At 45.2% G+C, this 17,071-nt stretch carries 18 protein-coding genes; 10 read left to right on the forward strand and 8 right to left on the reverse strand.

Annotated elements, in window-relative coordinates; genetic code table 11:
• The first annotated feature begins 11 nt into the window (after positions 1 to 11).
• The 3 genes from strainIA91_RS03950 (at position 12) to strainIA91_RS03960 (ending at position 2,658) form a co-directional block, all read left to right on the forward strand.
• A complete protein-coding gene (locus strainIA91_RS03950) occupies positions 12 to 1,046 on the forward strand; it encodes a PorV/PorQ family protein (RefSeq protein WP_400167827.1) in 1,035 nt (344 codons plus the stop codon).
• Positions 1,047 to 1,092: 46 nt separating this feature from the next.
• On the forward strand, positions 1,093 to 2,220 hold the full coding sequence (nagA, locus tag strainIA91_RS03955) for an N-acetylglucosamine-6-phosphate deacetylase (protein ID WP_400167828.1): 1,128 nt from the start codon (positions 1,093 to 1,095) through the stop codon (positions 2,218 to 2,220).
• 81 nt (positions 2,221 to 2,301) lie between these two features.
• Complete coding sequence (locus strainIA91_RS03960) at positions 2,302 to 2,658, forward strand: carboxymuconolactone decarboxylase family protein (RefSeq protein ID WP_400167830.1); 357 nt, start codon at positions 2,302 to 2,304, stop codon at positions 2,656 to 2,658.
• A gap of 63 nt (positions 2,659 to 2,721) precedes the next feature.
• Here strainIA91_RS03960 and strainIA91_RS03965 read toward each other — a convergent pair whose 3' ends face one another.
• Positions 2,722 to 3,582 (reverse strand): PhzF family phenazine biosynthesis protein, encoded by an 861-nt coding sequence (locus tag strainIA91_RS03965; RefSeq protein ID WP_400167831.1) that lies wholly within the window; start codon positions 3,580 to 3,582, stop codon positions 2,722 to 2,724.
• A complete protein-coding gene (locus tag strainIA91_RS03970) occupies positions 3,579 to 4,178 on the reverse strand; it encodes a DUF2179 domain-containing protein (protein ID WP_400167833.1) in 600 nt (199 codons plus the stop codon). Before strainIA91_RS03970 ends, strainIA91_RS03965 begins: the two co-directional genes overlap by 4 nt.
• Before the next feature lie 158 nt (positions 4,179 to 4,336).
• Here strainIA91_RS03970 and strainIA91_RS03975 point away from each other — a divergent pair, with 158 nt between their 5' ends.
• From strainIA91_RS03975 to strainIA91_RS03990, 4 genes are read left to right on the forward strand one after another with little or no spacing between them, the layout of a single operon-like run.
• Positions 4,337 to 4,600 carry a putative signal transducing protein gene (locus strainIA91_RS03975; RefSeq protein WP_400167834.1) on the forward strand — a complete coding sequence of 88 codons (264 nt, stop codon included), beginning with the start codon at positions 4,337 to 4,339 and terminating at the stop codon, positions 4,598 to 4,600.
• A 58-nt stretch (positions 4,601 to 4,658) separates the two neighbouring features.
• Entirely contained in the window at positions 4,659 to 5,144 is a 486-nt protein-coding gene (locus strainIA91_RS03980; protein WP_400167835.1) for a flavodoxin domain-containing protein, read from the forward strand.
• 36 nt (positions 5,145 to 5,180) lie between these two features.
• Positions 5,181 to 5,768: a hypothetical protein gene (locus tag strainIA91_RS03985; RefSeq protein WP_400167836.1), complete on the forward strand. Its 588-nt coding sequence runs from the start codon at positions 5,181 to 5,183 to the stop codon at positions 5,766 to 5,768.
• Between the two features lie 56 nt (positions 5,769 to 5,824).
• A complete protein-coding gene (locus tag strainIA91_RS03990) occupies positions 5,825 to 6,355 on the forward strand; it encodes a macro domain-containing protein (protein ID WP_400167837.1) in 531 nt (176 codons plus the stop codon).
• Positions 6,356 to 6,567: 212 nt separating this feature from the next.
• On the opposite strand, the gene lpxK is transcribed toward strainIA91_RS03990, so the two are convergent.
• From lpxK to strainIA91_RS04015, 5 genes are read right to left on the reverse strand one after another with little or no spacing between them, the layout of a single operon-like run.
• Positions 6,568 to 7,518, reverse strand: a complete 951-nt coding sequence (lpxK, locus tag strainIA91_RS03995; RefSeq protein ID WP_400167838.1) for a tetraacyldisaccharide 4'-kinase — start codon at positions 7,516 to 7,518, stop codon at positions 6,568 to 6,570.
• Positions 7,515 to 8,672, reverse strand: coding sequence for a lipid-A-disaccharide synthase (gene lpxB / locus strainIA91_RS04000; protein WP_400167840.1), 1,158 nt, complete (start codon positions 8,670 to 8,672; stop codon positions 7,515 to 7,517). Before lpxB ends, lpxK begins: the two co-directional genes overlap by 4 nt.
• A gap of 2 nt (positions 8,673 to 8,674) precedes the next feature.
• Complete coding sequence (locus tag strainIA91_RS04005; protein WP_400167841.1) at positions 8,675 to 9,694, reverse strand: Gfo/Idh/MocA family oxidoreductase; 1,020 nt, start codon at positions 9,692 to 9,694, stop codon at positions 8,675 to 8,677.
• Between the two features lie 51 nt (positions 9,695 to 9,745).
• Positions 9,746 to 10,258: a hypothetical protein gene (locus strainIA91_RS04010; protein ID WP_400167842.1), complete on the reverse strand. Its 513-nt coding sequence runs from the start codon at positions 10,256 to 10,258 to the stop codon at positions 9,746 to 9,748.
• Between the two features lie 46 nt (positions 10,259 to 10,304).
• Positions 10,305 to 11,651: an amino acid permease gene (locus strainIA91_RS04015; protein WP_400167843.1), complete on the reverse strand. Its 1,347-nt coding sequence runs from the start codon at positions 11,649 to 11,651 to the stop codon at positions 10,305 to 10,307.
• Positions 11,652 to 11,797: 146 nt separating this feature from the next.
• On the opposite strand from strainIA91_RS04015, the gene alr reads away from it, so the two are divergent.
• Genes alr through strainIA91_RS04030 form a run of 3 tightly spaced genes read left to right on the forward strand, consistent with a single transcriptional unit; the run spans position 11,798 to position 14,857 of the window.
• Positions 11,798 to 13,699, forward strand: a complete 1,902-nt coding sequence (gene alr, locus strainIA91_RS04020) for an alanine racemase (protein ID WP_400167845.1) — start codon at positions 11,798 to 11,800, stop codon at positions 13,697 to 13,699.
• Positions 13,689 to 14,498 (forward strand): class I SAM-dependent methyltransferase, encoded by an 810-nt coding sequence (locus strainIA91_RS04025; protein ID WP_400167846.1) that lies wholly within the window; start codon positions 13,689 to 13,691, stop codon positions 14,496 to 14,498. Before alr ends, strainIA91_RS04025 begins: the two co-directional genes overlap by 11 nt.
• A gap of 23 nt (positions 14,499 to 14,521) precedes the next feature.
• The gene (locus strainIA91_RS04030; protein ID WP_400167847.1) at positions 14,522 to 14,857 is read left to right on the forward strand and encodes a hypothetical protein; all 336 of its coding nucleotides are present in this window, start codon (positions 14,522 to 14,524) and stop codon (positions 14,855 to 14,857) included.
• Between the two features lie 333 nt (positions 14,858 to 15,190).
• On the opposite strand, the gene strainIA91_RS04035 is transcribed toward strainIA91_RS04030, so the two are convergent.
• On the reverse strand, positions 15,191 to 16,897 hold the full coding sequence (locus tag strainIA91_RS04035; RefSeq protein WP_400165908.1) for a transposase: 1,707 nt from the start codon (positions 16,895 to 16,897) through the stop codon (positions 15,191 to 15,193).
• Between the last annotated feature and the right edge of the window lie 174 nt (positions 16,898 to 17,071).

Consider the following 17,071-nt stretch of genomic DNA (forward strand, 5'->3'; position numbering starts at 1 on the left):
CAGGTGATACGATGAAAAAAAGAAATACATGTGATTTATGGTTTACCCTGTTGATCCTGGCCGGATTGCTGTCACCGGCGTCTTTGGCCGGCGTGGAGAAAAAAGCTCAGGTGGGTTTCCGTTTCCTGGAAAATCCAGTCTCTGCAGCTGCTTTGGGTCGAGGTGATAACGGGGTTCTTGGAGTCACCGGAGCGGATGGTGTTTATGCCAACCCTTCGGCCATTGCCTGGATGCCCGGGAAAGCCGATGTGACCCTTTCCAAGACTGTTTGGATTGCCGATATGGGATATAGTTCGGTTAGTGCTGCCCTGAAAGGTCCCCTGAATATGACTGTTGGTGTGGATTATATGTCCATGGATTACGGGGACTTCTACGGTACCCGCAGAGCTGAAAATGATGATGGTTTTGTAGAAACAGGTGTCTTTTCACCCTCAGCCTGGGTGGCAGGAATCACCCTCTCCCAACGGGTCAGTGACCGCTTTTCCTATGGTTTGCGGATCAAATATGCGTATCAGGATTATGGCACAGCCCAAGTGGCGACAGCAGGGAAAAATTTGTCGGATACTGCCCTTGTCATCATCGATCGGGATTATAACCATGGGGCACCGGCGATGGATATCGGTACCACTTACGCATTTGGCTTTTACGGGATTCGTTTTGGTGCCGTAATCCAAAATTTTTCCCAGGAAATCCAGATTGAACGGGAAAAATTTCCCATGCCTTTCAGGGTCTGTTTCAGTGCCGATATGGATTTGATGTCTCTCCTTGCCCCGGATAAAGTGGATGAACATACCCTGCGCCTTGGTGTGGAATCCCTCCATCCCCGGGATTTTAAAGAACGGATCAAGTTTGGAATGGAATACACCCTTCATAAAAGCTTTTTCGTTCGGTCAGGATATCTTATAAATTATGATGAAAGGGGACTCACAGCCGGTATCGGTATCCGAACAACTCTGGGTAAAACCCATTTTGTTTTTGATTACGGCTTTCAGGAATTCGGAAATTTCAAAAATGTCCATGCTTTCAGTGCCGGTTTCGGTTTTTAAAAGTTCCTGATTCTTTTTATGATAAACCGGTTATCTTGCAGAAAGGATGATGATGATTATCCGAAATGTACGTGTGTTTCATGAGGAAAATCCCGTTCATGTCCGGCTGGAATCCGGCATGGTGATGGATGTATATCCAGCGGATCCCGCAGTAAAAGAGGGTATGGATGGTCATGGATATTTTCTGGTTTCAGGCTTTACAGACCTTCATGTCCACGGCGCCGGCGGTGCAGATTTCAGTTGCGGGGAAGCAGAAAAAGTCATTCAGGCAGATGCCATGCTGACCCGTTTGGGGACCACATCATACCTTGCAACCACATTTTACCTCCCGGATGGTCCAAATGATCATCTAAATATCCTTAGGGATCTGTTTCATTCCGGCCGGTGCCCGGGCATGAAAGGAATTCATCTGGAAGGACCTTTTATTGCCCCTGAAAAGCGGGGTGGCATTCTTCCGGATCGTATTGCGCCTTATAAAAGGTCTATCCTTGAAGATATCACCAATACCTGCGGCGATGCCTTGAAAATGATGACAATTGCACCGGAAATTGATGAGACAGAATCCATAATCAGGGACATGAAATCCCGGGATATTATCGCTTCTTTTGGTCATTCCAATGCCAATGCCGAAGAAACACGACAGGCTTTGGAGATGGGTGTCGATCATGTGACCCATATCTGCAATGCCATGCGACCCATTCATCACCGGGAAACGGGCCCTATTCCTGAAATTGTAAATTCCGGCGCTACGGTGCAAATTATTTCCGACGGTGTACATCTGGCTCCCCGAATGGTCCGTTTTCTGGCATCCCTTCTTGGATATTCACGATGTGTATGCATTACGGACGGAATGCTGAGTACCGGTCTTCCAGATGGTGAGTATGTGTATCAGGGGAAAGCCTTCCGTGCTAAAAATGGTGAAGCCCGTTTTATCCACGATGACGGACTTATCGGAACCAACCTGAGTGTCCGGGAGATAGCTGCCCGTTTCATGCATTTTACGGCTTGTTCGCTGGAAGATGCCGTACGGACTGTTACTGAAAATCCCTGTCGTGTTCTGGGTACACACCCTTTTCATGACTGTGTTCAACCCGGATCTGTGGCCGATCTTCTTCTCGTGGATCAGGATTTGAACCTCCACCATGTATGGAAAGATGGTAACCTGGTTGTTTAGTAACTGGCATACATAGTGACATCCTGATTTGTAACATAATCTGTCATATCTATCTTAGTAATAAACAAACGAGGTGATAAAATGGTACACAGTTACCCTGAACTAAATGAACAAGTCCGGAAGCTCATGGAGAAATACGGCAAAGAAAGCCCGAAAGTGATGCAGGCTTTTGTACAATTGCATGAATCAAGCTTTGCCGATGGTGCTCTGAGTGCAAAAATCAAAGAGTTGATTGCCCTGGCTATTGGTATCAGCGTGCGTTGTGACGGATGTATTTCCTATCATGTCCACGATGCTCTGGAAGCCGGTGCCAGCCGTGAAGAAATTGTGGAAACAATCGGTGTGGCCATTCTCATGGGTGGCGGACCGGCTGTCGTGTATGGCTCACAAGCCCTCAAAGCTCTGAATGAATTTGAGGAAAAAGGTCTGAATACCTGATTTAAGTGAATAGCTTCTCATGAAAAGGGGGGTGATCATCCCCCTTTTTTTTTCATGACTTTTTTAAATTGTAAGACTCTTTTTCCCGAGAGAAATGGCCTGTCCGCCTACCCAAATATGAAGGTAAGGCCTATTATGATTTTCTATGCGGACATGAATTTCTGACGGACGGTTCAGAGCATCTCCCTGACGGAATATCATATGAGAGGAATTTATGGATCCGTGTTTTATCAGATATGCACCCAGGGCACCGCTTGCAGTTCCGGTGGCAGATTCTTCCGGAATGCCTGCCGCCGGTGCAAAATTCCGGCAATAAGCCGCATATTGATGATTTGCCGGGGAAAAAACATGATACCCCGTGGCCGATGACTCATGACTTATTTTTTGAATTTTTGCCATATCCGGTTTCAGTTTCATGAGAATGGTCTCATCCTTAACAGGGACCATGATATCCCAAAGTCCGGTTGACATACACTGGACAGGCAATCCGGGAGCCAGCGAATCGGATGAAATACCCAGTGAACCGGCTATAGGTTCCGGATCCAAAACAGGACCATATACAGGTGCCGGTTGCCGTATAAAAAGGAAACCCGTGTTAGAATCCATCATAAAAGGAAGCAATCCGCCGGGTGTTTCCACGCTTCCCTTGGAAGATTTCAATGCACCGCTGTCTTTCAGCCAGGTCAATGCCGCCAGGGTTGCATGCCCACAAGCCGGAACCTCCATGTCCGGCGTAAAATATCTGAATCTATAATTTGCTTTATGGGATGGGTGGATAAAAACTGTTTCGGAATATCCTGCAAGACGGGCAATATCCTGCATCTGACCTGAATTCAAATCTGCATCTTGCCAGAAAATTCCTGCAGGATTTCCTCCTTCGAAAGAAGCAGTAAAAGCTGAATAAACCAGGAGCCGGATATTCATTTTCTTTTTAAACTGGTATTGAGAAATCGGCGAAATGTTTGTTTCTCAGATGTAGTCCGTGGAAAATATCCTTCTTTGACTGAACGGACATCACTGATGGAGACGAAGGCGGCCGGATTGTATCTCCGGATAAGATCCAATATCATATCCTGATCTTTGCGCTTGATGATGGAAAAAATCAGCCGCACGTGTCCTTTCATGCCTTTGGCCGCCAGACTGGTAGTACCGATATGCCGTTTCTGGATTTCTGCCACCAGGTCATCGGCATCCTGCTGGGTAATAATCCGGATCGCCACCATACCCATGGCCAGGCGCTCTTCCAGGATCATTCCGATATAATTCCCCAGGGCAAATCCTGAAGCGTAAGCCACATAATTAACCCAGTTGGATAAATTCTGGATGATCTGACTGATAGCCACCAACCAAATGAGGACTTCAAAAAAGCCCAGAAGTGGTGCCAGCACTTTCATTCCCCGGGATACCAGAATTATCCGTAAAGTCCCGATAGAAACATCACATATCCGGGCAACAATGATGGCTATGGGTAGAAAAATGTACATGGTGAGAAACTGATGTTGTGCAAAAAATTCTGACATTACATACCTCCATCAAAACTTAGGCATCTTTTAAAAAAGATAAAACTAAACTTTATTTTTAAATTTCACGATGCAATCTTATGGAATATGCAAAGAATATACTCGAAAACCCCTGGGACTTACACTAAATTAAGTCAATAACCGTGAGGTATGATCCAATGATGAAAGATCAGGGAGATCAGGATACCGGTGTGATGATTCCTGTGTACCGCTTTACCAATGAGATTGAAGCCCAGATACTGGATGATGTGTTGAAAGAAGAGGGGATTCCCCACCGTATCCGCTCTTTCCATGATTCAGCTTACAACGGGATATTTCAGATGCAAAAAGGGTGGGGACAATTGGAAGCACCCGAATCCTATAAAGAAAAGATATGTGAATTGGCTGAACAGGTTTTAAACCAGGATTCAGATAAGGTGTAAAAATGTTACATCAAAATATGTGTGACTGTCAGGTATATGTGAATTCAGGAGATGATATATGAAAATTCTCATTGTGTATGCCACAACCCATGGGACAACGGCAAAAGCCGTAGATTTGTTATCCCGTCAGTTGGAAAACCATGAAGTCCGGTCTGTGAATATCAAAAAGGAAACACCACCGGCTCCAGAAAACGTTGAAGTTATCATTGTAGGAGGATCCATCCATGCCGGCCGGATTCAGGGGAAAATCAAAAAATATCTTGCCCAATATCAATCTGTGATTCTCCAAAAGAAGCTTGGATTGTTTATCTGCTGTATGGAGAAAGACCACAAAGCCCGGGATGAATTTGAAGCCGTGTATCCCGAGACACTGAAAAAACATGCCATCGCTCACGGTTGTTTCGGAGGGGAATTCCTTATGGATAAAATGAATTTTCTCCAGCGGGCGATTATCAAAAAAATTTCTGGCGTGGATAAAACCGTTTCTCAAATTGATTTTGAAGCAATTCAGAATTTTGCGGAGAGGATAAAGAAGGAATCCTGATTTTATCAATTCGTAAAAAGTTCAAAGGGCTTTGAGATGATAAAAATAATTATGGTTATTATGTTTTTTATTCAGATATTGCCTGGTTCTCTTTTGGGAATGCATAAAAACGATGCGATTGCTTCTGAAAAAAAAGATTCGTTGGATAAAAAAAAGTATGGGGTAGAAATAAACATGGCGGGTCTTTTAATGTCTACAAGTGGCGACATCTGGATAACTGGGACATTTACACGTTTTAATGTAACAAATTTTCTTGAAATAGCGTTTCCTTATCAATATATAAATGAAACAGAAACAAAATATCAAGCTGTCATTTTTGACGTTCAACCCCGTTTTTACCTGAAAGAGAAACAGGAAGGCATCTATCTAAGTGTCAATTTCCGGTATGCTAATGAGTATGGTAAAGGACAATTATCCAATCGCATGCGCAGCATCAACAGATATGGACCGGCTTTTGGTGTGGGAGCCCGTTATTTTTCTGAGTATGGCCTTTATTGGGGATGGAGTTTTTATGTTGGGATTTATGTGCTTGATAGATATGAAGAGCTGGAGAAGGATGAAATTGGTTTAACCCGTGATCGTTATGGAAACATTGAATTGTTAAAATTTGGATTCTACTTTTAATACAAACTTTTTTAATAGTGAAATAAGTTTAGCCTGCATGAAAACCGAGGTGACTTATGAAGAAAACCACAAATCATGTGATCATAGAAATTTTTCAGGGGGATATAGCCGCTCAAAAAGATATAGATGCTGTTGTTAATGCAGCCAATGCCCAATTGATGCCGGGAAGCGGTGTAGCAGGAGCGATTCACCGTGCCGCTGGGCCAAAGCTTGCTGAGGCTTGCAAGCCACTAGCTCCAATCCTACCGGGAGAAGCTGTCATAACACCAGCCTTTAACCTTCCGAATAAGTTTGTGATCCATTGTCTGGGACCGGTATACGGTGTGGATAAACAAGAGGATGAACTGCTTTCACGATGTTACCTGAATGCTTTAAAACTGGGAGAAGAAAAGCATATCCGTTCCATTGCCTTTCCGGCGATTTCTACGGGAGCTTTTGGTTATCCTGTTGATGATGCTGCAGACGTGGCTCTCCATTGTGTACAACAATTGCTTCCTGGTTTACACAGCATCCGGCTGATTCGCTTTGTGCTTTATAGCCCGGGCAATCTCAAGATTTATAAGGAGAAAGCAGGGGATATTTTATGATACACTATTCCGGAAGCTATACAGACTTACTTTAAACTCACTTCCCAGGGTGGATGTGCTGTTTATACCGGACTTGAAACACGCCTTGAGGCTATGCTACCCGGGCTGCCATGATCGGTAGCTTTAAGGCAAGCTGCATCGTTAAAGCCATCCTGGATTTTGATATTCTCATCTCAAAAACCATAACTAACTGTTTTCACATTCTGCATGAGTCAACTTAACTTCAGATGATGTAGGATTTGTTTATCCACAGGAATGTCCGGAACGATATCCATGATAACCTGATGTACAACGTGTGTCTTTAAAAATGATTCCGGCAGTTTGACGGCATCTTTTTGAGTCGTAATAAAGATTTTACAACCTGTTTGTATCAGCCGTTTGAGTTTGGATGGTGTATAGACAACATGATCCTTGAACGGGATAAATGATCGGGGATGGATATTCAGCATGTGGAAGGTTTCCTGAAAACGGTCCGGACGGGCAATGCCACAGAAAGCACAGATCGGGCCTGTTTGCAGGACAGGGTTATCCAGGGTAAATGTAAATTTGTACGGAATGACGGTAGCCTGTGAAGATAGAAAATTAGACACTTCCTGTATGGCACCGGTTTCCAGAAAAATAAAATCTGCTTCTTCCAGTCGGCTTAAAGAATCTCTCAGATCCCCAAAAGGAAAATATGAAGCGTTCTTTCCTTTAAAATCCTTCTTAAAAATGAGGATATCTATATCACGATGCAGACGACGGTGCTGAAAGCCATCATCCAAAACAATCACGTGGGGTTGATATCTTTGTTCAAGAAAACGGGCACCGGTATAGCGGTCTGCACTCACAACCACAGGGACATGGGGTAAGAGGCTTTTCAGCATCACCGGTTCATCTCCGAAATGCTGTGCGTCTTTGGAAAGATTTCCGGAAAGATGCACTTCCTGCATCCCTTGGGATTGCCTGCCATAACCCCGGCTGAGAATGGCCGGTGAAACTCCCTGGGATATCAATAGCTTGGCGATAAAGTGTGTGAGGGGGGATTTGCCGGCACCACCCAGGGTCAGGCTCCCTGTGGATAAGATGGAGGTATCAATCCGCCTGATCTTTTTTTTTCCGGAGTCAAAGATCCGGTGTCGATGGCGAATATATGTTTCAACCAGTCGTGAATAAAGATTCATGTCCGGATATCCTGTACCATAAGCTCTACAATTTTATCGCTGCTGTGTACCACCCGGAGTTGATGGATTTGTTTTTCTATTTGCACCCGTTTGATGGTTCGCTGGGAAAAGGTCAGCATTTGTGCCTGTATTTCCCGGGCCAGGCGTTCAGCTGTGAATTCATGCTGTAAAAGTTCCGGCACCAGGGATTGACCTGCCAGAATATTGATCATCCCGATGAACCGCATTTTGGTCAGCCGCCGTCCCAAATGATAGGTGAGTCCTGCTGCTTTGTAGAAAATAACCATGGGCTTGTTGTGAATGGCTGCCTGTAAACTGGCGGTTCCGGAGCAGACGGCAATGACACTGGAATTGGCTATGAGTTTATTCACATCGCCGGTATACACGGGAATGTGAAAATCCCCGCATAAATCCCGCCAGAAACTGTCATCAATGGAGGGTGCTTTGGAGATGACAAACTGCCATGTGGGAAATTTTTCCCTGAGAATTTTCACTGTATCCTTCAGAATGGGAATGTGCCGGATCAGTTCCTGCTTCCGGCTCCCGGGCAGAATGCTGATGAGGGGAAGGGTGGAATCTACCGGCAGGTGTAAATCTTCCAGCAGAGGATATTCGGTGGATAAAATCCGGTTTGCCAGGGGATGCCCGACAAAGGTTGTTTTTATGCCAAATTGACTGAAATAGCGTTCCTCAAAGGGGAAGATGGTAAAAAGATGGGTCACGTACTTTTTGATTTGTTTGTTTCGTTTTGCTTTCCAGGCCCAGGTTTGGGGCGCGATATAGTAGAAAACCGGAATTTTTCGTCTATGGGCCCATTTGGCGATTTTTAAATTAAAACCGGGGTAATCAATCAGAAGGATACCCTCCGGTTTGCGGGTACGGATGGCATTTTTTACGGTTTTGAACATGGTACGGATAAAGGGGATATTTATGAGAATTTCATAAAATCCCATAAATCCTGTGTCCCTGGAGTGAAATAAGAGCTCTGTCCCTGCCGCGGCGATCTGATTTCCGCCGATTCCAAAGACAGAACATTCAGGATAAGCATCTTTTAACGCCCGAATAATCCGTGAGCCGGGTTCATCGGCGGAATGATCCCCTGCGATGATACAAAAAGACCGGATGTCTTTCAGGGCTTTGGTGTTTTTAGTCATATTTATTGGATGGAAGCGTATTTTTTATGATGGGCCATCACGGCATTTTGAATGTCAATAGCCAGTTTGAGAGCCTGATAGCCATCCATCCCACTTACAACCGGTAGGGTGCCTTCAGCACAGGTCCGGGCAAATTCACGGAGTTCCGTTTGAAGGGCATTTTCTTGATGGGCGGTCAGTTTGTGATACCGAAAGCCTTTTTCAAAATCTTTGGGAATATTCACCATAATCCGTTCACTGTCTTTGGCATTTGCTTCCGAGTTATCCTCAAGCTGATACAAATCGGCACTTTGGTTCATGAAATCGACAGAGGCATATCCGCTGGGCTGAAAAAACCGCATTTTTCGCATCTTTTTAGGGGATATCCGGCTCGAGGTAAGGTTGGCAACGGTACCGTTTTCAAATTCTACCCGGGCGTTGACAATATCGGTCCGGGGGGATAATACAGGCGATCCGGAAGCACGTATTTCTGAAACGGGACTCCGTACAACATGAAGGAGGATGTCAATGTCATGGATCAGCAATTCCATCACAACCGGTACATCTGTTCCCCTGGAGGGATTGAACTGTCCCAGACGGTGAGATTCAATAAAGACCGGTTTCAAAGGAAAAGATTTCAATACTTTTTTGAAGATGGGATTAAAGCGTTCAATGAATCCAACAGTTAAAAAGGGTCCCTTGTCCGGATCGGTGAGAGAAAGAAGTTCTTCAGCCTGAGCCAGGGTTTCGGTAAATGGCTTTTCCACAAAGGCATGTTTACCGGCCACAAGGGCTTTTTTGGCGATGTCGTAATGTGAGATGGTAGGAACTACAATATCTGCCAGATCGCATTTTTCAATGAGTTCATCGTGGGAGCAGGAGGGAATATGATACTTTTCGGGTATTTCTTTTTGTTTTTGGGGATCGATATCACAAAAGCCAACGACTGTCACTTCAGGAATCGCCAGCCAGTTTTCCAGGTGATAGGTCCCGAATTTCCCGACGCCAAAAAGGCCTATACGAATTTTTTGCTTTGGTATCACGACCGGAATTTATGATAAAGGCGGCTTAAAACAAATTTGAAAAGCGTTGATTCAGGGAAGGCGGTTTATGGCGGATTTCAGATGATCTGCCTGATGACTTTGAAAGGGAACGAATTTTTCTACAAAGGTCCCATCCGGTTGATAGATCACGATCCCCGGTCCGGATGTCAGGGTGCCGGGGACACTCTCAAGAAGGCTGGCACACACATTAAAGACATCCATATAGAGGGGTGCAGAAAGTTTGTGGGATTGTTTGAATGTTTTCAAAATCTCGACATCCTGATTCACGGCAACATAGAAAAATTTACGTTTTGCTGTCTTGGTCTCTTTGATCAGACGATTAAGATCATCAAACCAGGATTCAAGCGTGGGGTCATCAGTCCTGAAAAAAACAAGCACTGTTCCATAGCGGGAGGCATCTGGACGGAGAAGGCGGGGCTCTCCGACATAATCCCGGAGATGTACATTTTTATGATCCAGGGTTCTGATGACAACATCCGGAACCTGGGCAAAGGCCGAAGTGATGAGCAAAAGCAGGAGAAATGTTGTGATCTTTTTATGCATTGTTTATCATCGTTATGATCAAATTTACAATTACACATCCGGGAGTTCAAATAGTTTCATTTTTCTGTTTTTGGCGGCTCCGGAAATAGGCATACACCGGAGCGCCTGTGAGAATAAGGCCAGCTGCCGCCAAAATTCCGCTGATGGGATAGGCCATAAAGGTCCCATATAATAGAAGCAGTTGAAAAAGAACAGATAATCCTGCCATGATTTGCCACGCCGGTGCGTGATAAGAAGGAAGGTAATCCTCCTTTTTTTTCAGCCAGAAAATGGAAGCATAGACGAGGAGGTTTTGGAGGATGTAAGAAAGGGTGAAATAACCCAGCAAATTACCAATGCCGCCTGGTGTAAAGATAAGGAGGATGGCCATGAAAGACTGGAGGAGAATAGACGTGTAAGGGGTACCGAAGCGTGGGTGAAGTTTACCAAAAATGCTGAAAAAGAGTTTATCTTTGGCCATTGCATATTGAATTCTTGGCTGTACCATGATGCAGGCATTCGTTGCTCCCACCATGGATATAAAAGCGGCGATGGCCAGGAAACCTCCGGCAAAAGTAGCAAAAAAGGGTAGATATCTGAAGGGATTGGCAAAACCACCTGAAATGGCAATGAGTACCTCATGGGGGACGATGGCCCCGGTGGCAAAGGCAACAGCTGTATATGTGAGCGTTACAAAAATGGTGCTCCCCAGCAAGGCTTTGGGAAGAGTTTCCCTGGGATTTTTAATTTCACCGGCCATATAGAGGATATTCGGAAAACCGGCATAACTCCAGATTGTTGCCGAAACACCAGCGGCGATAAGCGCAAACCAACCAATAGGTTGATCTGTGGTAAATCCCTCAGGAATGAAAAAAAGTGTATCTGAATTTAAAAATCCCAGTCCGATGCAAGACAGCAGTATGAGGGGTGAGATTTTGAGGATTGTCAAAACCACCTGAAGCCGGCCACCCTGGCGGACACTTTTTATATGAACTCCAGTGAGTACCAGGATGATCAGAATAGCAAAAAACCGTGTCCATATAGAATCGGTAAGGACAGGGAAAAAGATATCCAGTGCTGCAACAGAAGCCATGGCAAGAATGGTAATGGAAGGGGTGTCACTGGTCCAGAAAACAGTCCATACATACAAAAAAGCGAGAAAGGGGCTTCCCGCTTTTTGAAGGTATAAATACCCAAATCCCTGTTTCGGATAGGCAGTGCCCATTTCACTAAGGATAAAAATCTGGGGAAGCCAGATGAGTCCGCCGATAAACCAGGCCAGAACCGCCAACAGAGGACTTCCTGTAGCCCGTTGAACAATGGGAAGGTTGATGAAAACACCTGACCCAATGACGGTCCCGATGATGATGCCTAATACATGACTCATGCTGAGTTCCCGCCGAATCTGTGTCATACATCCTCCTGAAGGAAGGGATTATTCTGGATTAGTAAGAATTTCTATCAGATAAATCATAATTACAATACATGATTTATTTTCACAGTGAACTCTTTTCTCCCCTTTTTTATGCATCGAATAGTCTGAGCAGTGTAAATTTAGTTATGATCAGGACCAAGAGTGAGCGAAGCTGGATAGAAATTTCCCTGGATCATTTCGTCCATAATCTCCGTGAACTTCAGCGTTTTATGCCTGAAAAAGCTTCATTTATGCAGATTGTCAAGGCTGATGCTTATGGACATGGTGCCGTGGAAATCGCCCGGGAGGCCATCCAACAGGGAGCCGCGATGCTGGGTGTGGCCAACGCAGATGAGGGAAAACTTCTCAGGCTTCAGGGAATACAGGTTCCAATCCTCATTTTATCTCCCTCTTTGATGGAAGAAATCCCCATTATCCTGAAATATGATTTAACGCCTACGATTGGAAATTTGCCATTTGGCCAGATACTGGGACGTGTAGCCCGGGAAAAAGGGAAAATTCTCCCCTTTCATGTGAATGTGGATACGGGAATGGGGCGAAGCGGAATTCGTTATGAAGAAGCAGAAGCACTCATCCGTGAACTGATTCTCGTCCAGGGTATCAATTTTGACGGACTTTTTACCCACTATGCCGCCAGCGAAAGCGATCCGGAATATTCTGCATATCAACTGTCCCAATTCAAAAAGTTACTGGCAAAAATCCCTGAACATCCTCCATGGATTCATATCGCCAACAGTGCCGGAGTGGTAAATTGTCCGGATGATGTGAGTAATTTGTCCCGGCTTGGTTTATTATCCTATGGGATTTACACCGACCCGTCTCTATGTGAAAAGGTCAATCTGAAGCCGGTTATGACTTTCAAAAGCCGTGTGTCCTCTGTGAACCGTGTTAAAAAGGGAGAGTCAGTTGGTTACAACCGGACCTATATTGCTCCGAAAGAGATTTCCTACGCCATTGTTCCAGTAGGATATGCCGACGGCTATGATTACCTGTTATCCAACAAAGGAACACTCCTGATTCATGATTCACCTTGTCCGGTGATCGGGAAAATCAGCATGGATATGACGGCGGTGGATATTTCATCTGTTCCGAAAGAGGTGCGGCCGGGGGATGAAGTCATCGTTTTTGGAGATGAGCACACTAAGGTCCGGGTGGAAAGTCTGTGTAGATCCTATCATGGATCTCCGTATGAACTCTTGTGCCAAACCGGTCGAAGAGCCAGGCGTTTTTATTTCAGGGATGGCGAGCTTATCAAAGCCCGTCCTCTGGCCCGGCGCGAATTCATTTCCAGTGATTATGAACCTGACGAATTGTCCCGGGTAATTGAATCGGCGATCGGAGAAAAAACGGGAAACCGGGACATAGCCCGGCTGATTTTTGACACCGTTTTACAACGACTGTTCCGGGAAGAGTCCCATCCTCTTTTTCACCGGCACCAATTCTATCACCGGCTTCGTTTTTCCGAACCGAAAGAAAAAAGTCTTGCCGGTGAATATTTTCTGATCGATACAGAACTCTCTTTCAGAAAACAGCTGGAGCGTAATTATTTTATGATAGCCTGTGCCGGTAATGAAAGGGAGCTGGAAAAGTATTTCCGCAGGGATGATGTGGAGTATCGCTGGCTTTTAGATGGGTCATTACGCCCTGACGACCGGAGTTTTACAATTACCTCGGTCCGGGTGAATGATCTGGATCTGAAATATGAAAGCAGACTTTCCGGGTCCTGTCTGGAACTTATCTGTACACACAAAGACCTCCACAACCTGTTAGGGAAACAGGTCCGTTTTACCATAAACACACGGACTTATTATCCGAAATCCTCCCATCAGCTGACGGTTTATGTGACCGGACTTACCCGGGGAGCTGAAATTTCTGTGGATTATGACGGGGTTCTTCCGTCCATGGATGTGATTCCGTTTTTCCCGGGCGGTCAACCGGAGATTCGGCGTCACAAAGGATCAATTCATCTGATTACCCCTGAAAAAGAGTGGCTGCTGCCGGGAAGCGGGGTGGTTTTTGCCTTCTGACGAACATTCAAAAAATGGACAACTTTTATCCCTGAATCCTGTCCATCCCCCCAGGAGGAATGTGATGACAACATTAAAAGATATACATGGCGGCCGGATTCTGGATGTTGCCTGTGGCGGTGGTCATACGGCCGTTGAGCTATGTCGTGAACTGAAGAGCTGGGACCATGTGACAGGCATTGATATGCGGCATCAGCTTAAGGATGAATTTTTAGGGAGATTTCCCAAAGGGAAAGCCACTTTTATCACAGGTGATGTACGAAGAGTCGTGGATAAAAATATGGTGTTTGATACCATTCTTTTGGGATTTTCCCTCCACCATCTTCCGGATGTTCATGAATTGATTTCCGACCTTTCACACCTGTGTCCTGATAATGGGCATTTGATAATTTTGGAAATGTTCCGGGATAAGCTTACGCCGGCCCAGGACATTCAGAAACGGATTCATGAACTGGCTGGCCGGCTGGATACACTCCGGGGAGAATATCATGCCCCGGTATTATCCCGTGAGGAAATTGATGCCTGTGTGACCCGGAGTGGAAAATGGCAGATCATGTATACAGAAGATGAAAGTGGAGAAAACCTGTCCAACGATCTGTATAAAATCAACCAAACCAGTGAAAAATTACAACAGATAGCGGCTTCAACGTATAAAAACAGCATTCCCGAAGCAGTACAGAAAGAAATTGATCAACTCATGGATGAAACCCGGCGAATCGGTATGTCCAGTCCGCCCTTTCGAATGGTAATCGCAGGCTTGAATCGGCAGTCGACAGTTGACAGTCGAAAAGTCGATTGATTACATTGGTTAGATTGAACAACTTGTCACGTGTCACGCGTTACGCGTCACTTTTTCAGTCATCAGTCGGCAGTGATGAGGGGATTGGGGAGATTGGGGGATTGACACTTCGCCGTGCTCAGTATTCAAACGCCTTCGGCGATCAAAAATTCAAGCGGCACTATGTGCCGTTCAATTGCTTCACTTTGTTCAGCATTCAAGCACTGCTTCGCAGTGTTCAAAAAAGAAGACACCTATTTAAATCCGCATATCTGGAATTGAACACCGAACGAAGTGAGGTGCTTGAACCCAATGAAATGGGGTTTGAACGCCGTCAGGCGTTGGAATACCGCATAGCGGCTATTGAACACCGAACGTAGTGAGGTGCTTGAACACCACGAAGTGGTGATTGAAAGCCGCGAAGCGGCGTTTAATAATTCAAGCGGCACTTCGTGCCGTTCAATTGCTTCGTTGCGCTCCGCATTCAATCGTCTTCAGTGTTCCACAATTCAAATATATCATTGCGTACGATATTCAAGGGAATTGGGAAAAAAATGTATCGTTGATTATAGAAAATCGATTCATCTTTCACGAAACCTAACTCATCATTCAGTAATTCAATTCATCATTCATCATTCATCATTCATCATTCATCATTCATCATTCATCATTCATCATTGAGCCTCCTCCGAAAACCCCATTAAAAAATACGGTTATAATTGTATAAATACGGGGGTTTTCGGATAAATCGAGGGATTGGATTGGAAAAAGCCATAAAAATTAGCCAGATGGCGACCGATTGAGGAAAAAATGAAAAAGCAAGGGGTGGATGGGACTGTGTTTTGAACCTTTTGTGCACATAATGCTGCTTTTTGCTCTTCAAACGGCTTTTTTGGACGTACGTATCCCGCGATTCGTTTGATGTTTACCGCCATCGCCCGGCAATAAGCCCACATCTGCTGTTTCTGCTTTCGACGGTAGGGTGTTTTATTATTCAGAAGTCCATAAGCAAAATGACCAATCGTGGCTTCCACGTTATTACGGATCTGCAGTTCTCTTTCAGGACGGGATATCAGTTTTTGACGTTGCAAAGCAGTGTATATGGCCAGACTGCTAAAGTATTTCCGGCCGGAGTCTGTTCGGATATAATATCGTGCTTCTTCCGAGTCTTGATACGTCTCTGCTTTATGAAGTTCATACACGCTCCCGCTCTCGCGGTCCACGGCAACATACCCTTCGTGTGTTTCATGGATCAGATATCGGGGCTCACTTCCTTTGATTCCGGTCACCACAAAATCAAGGTCTCTTTCTTCCGAGTACCGGCTGTTACTTTCGCTGTAATAAGCCCCGTCAGCATGCACATGTTCTACCCTTTGACCCGTGACTCTTTCACTGCCTTCCACCGCCTCTTTATAAAAACGGGCCTCCCCGCAACTGGCGGCCTCTATCCGGATATCCGTGATTAAATGCAAGTCCTCTCCACAGGTCTCTGTCACATTCGCATGATACCCCTTCACCTTCTTTCCTGACTTGCCCCGATAGGTGCAGTCCGGATCATGGGGCGATTGAACACTATCCGGGGGGATTTTCTCCTTCGGGCGTAAGATAATCTTCTCCTCTTCATTCACCTCATATTGGTTCTCAAAGACCCGCTTCAATACCCGGAATGATTCCTCCTTTTTTCCCTTATAATGACGGATGACCATATAAAGTAATTCACCTAAACGCACTAGGCGTTCATTGACTTCATCACGGTTATGACGATAGACAACCTTCTCTGCCTCTTCTCCCAACAAACGACTGATCTCTGTCCGATACCGCGTCTGTAGAAAACGCTTATCACTCTTGGTTAGCCCCCGATAAAACATCTCAAAACTCTTGTGGACCAACTCATAACGACTGTACCAGCCTATATTGCTCCCCAGTAATTTGCTGTCCATCCGGATACGCCGTCCATCCACCTTGAATTCACGAACTTGTGCTTCCGTTATCTGGGAAAAAGTCTCTTCCAGCAATTCCTCGCCCGTCTCTTTACCATGCTCATAGATCCGCTTTCGGAATAAGTAATAGGTGGAGGGAACCGGGATATCTTCCGTGAGCGTGTCGATTCCGATGGCGCGACGGACCAAAACATTAAACTCAAACTGCTCAAATAACTGACTGTCGCTCCAGCGAAACAGCTCTTTGATAATCATCATGGATACCAACTGTTTTACTGGGGCATTCGGTGCGCCCATCCGCGCATCAAACAATATCCGGTAAGGCGTCTCGTCAATGACATCATAGACCATGCACCGGAATTGATTGTGCCATCGCGTCTCATCACGGTATTTCTTCAGCTTCTTCTTGTTCCATTCTAACAGGTTCTCTACATCACCAAACAACTCTACCGGCCGACTGGACTCTGTCTCTTTGAACATCTTTGCCTCTTAAAATATTGCTCATATTTTACAATATTTTATCAACAATATCAAGTTATATTACTGATTATCAAAGACTTATAGACTATTTGACGCCTGTCATAACGCCTGTACCCGAGCATGGCTGTCGACTTTTCGGAGTGGGATCATCATTCATCATTCATCATTCATCAT

It is taken from the genome of Candidatus Neomarinimicrobiota bacterium, from assembly GCA_041154365.1.
GTDB lineage: Bacteria > Fidelibacterota > Fidelibacteria > Fidelibacterales > Fidelibacteraceae > Fidelibacter > Fidelibacter multiformis.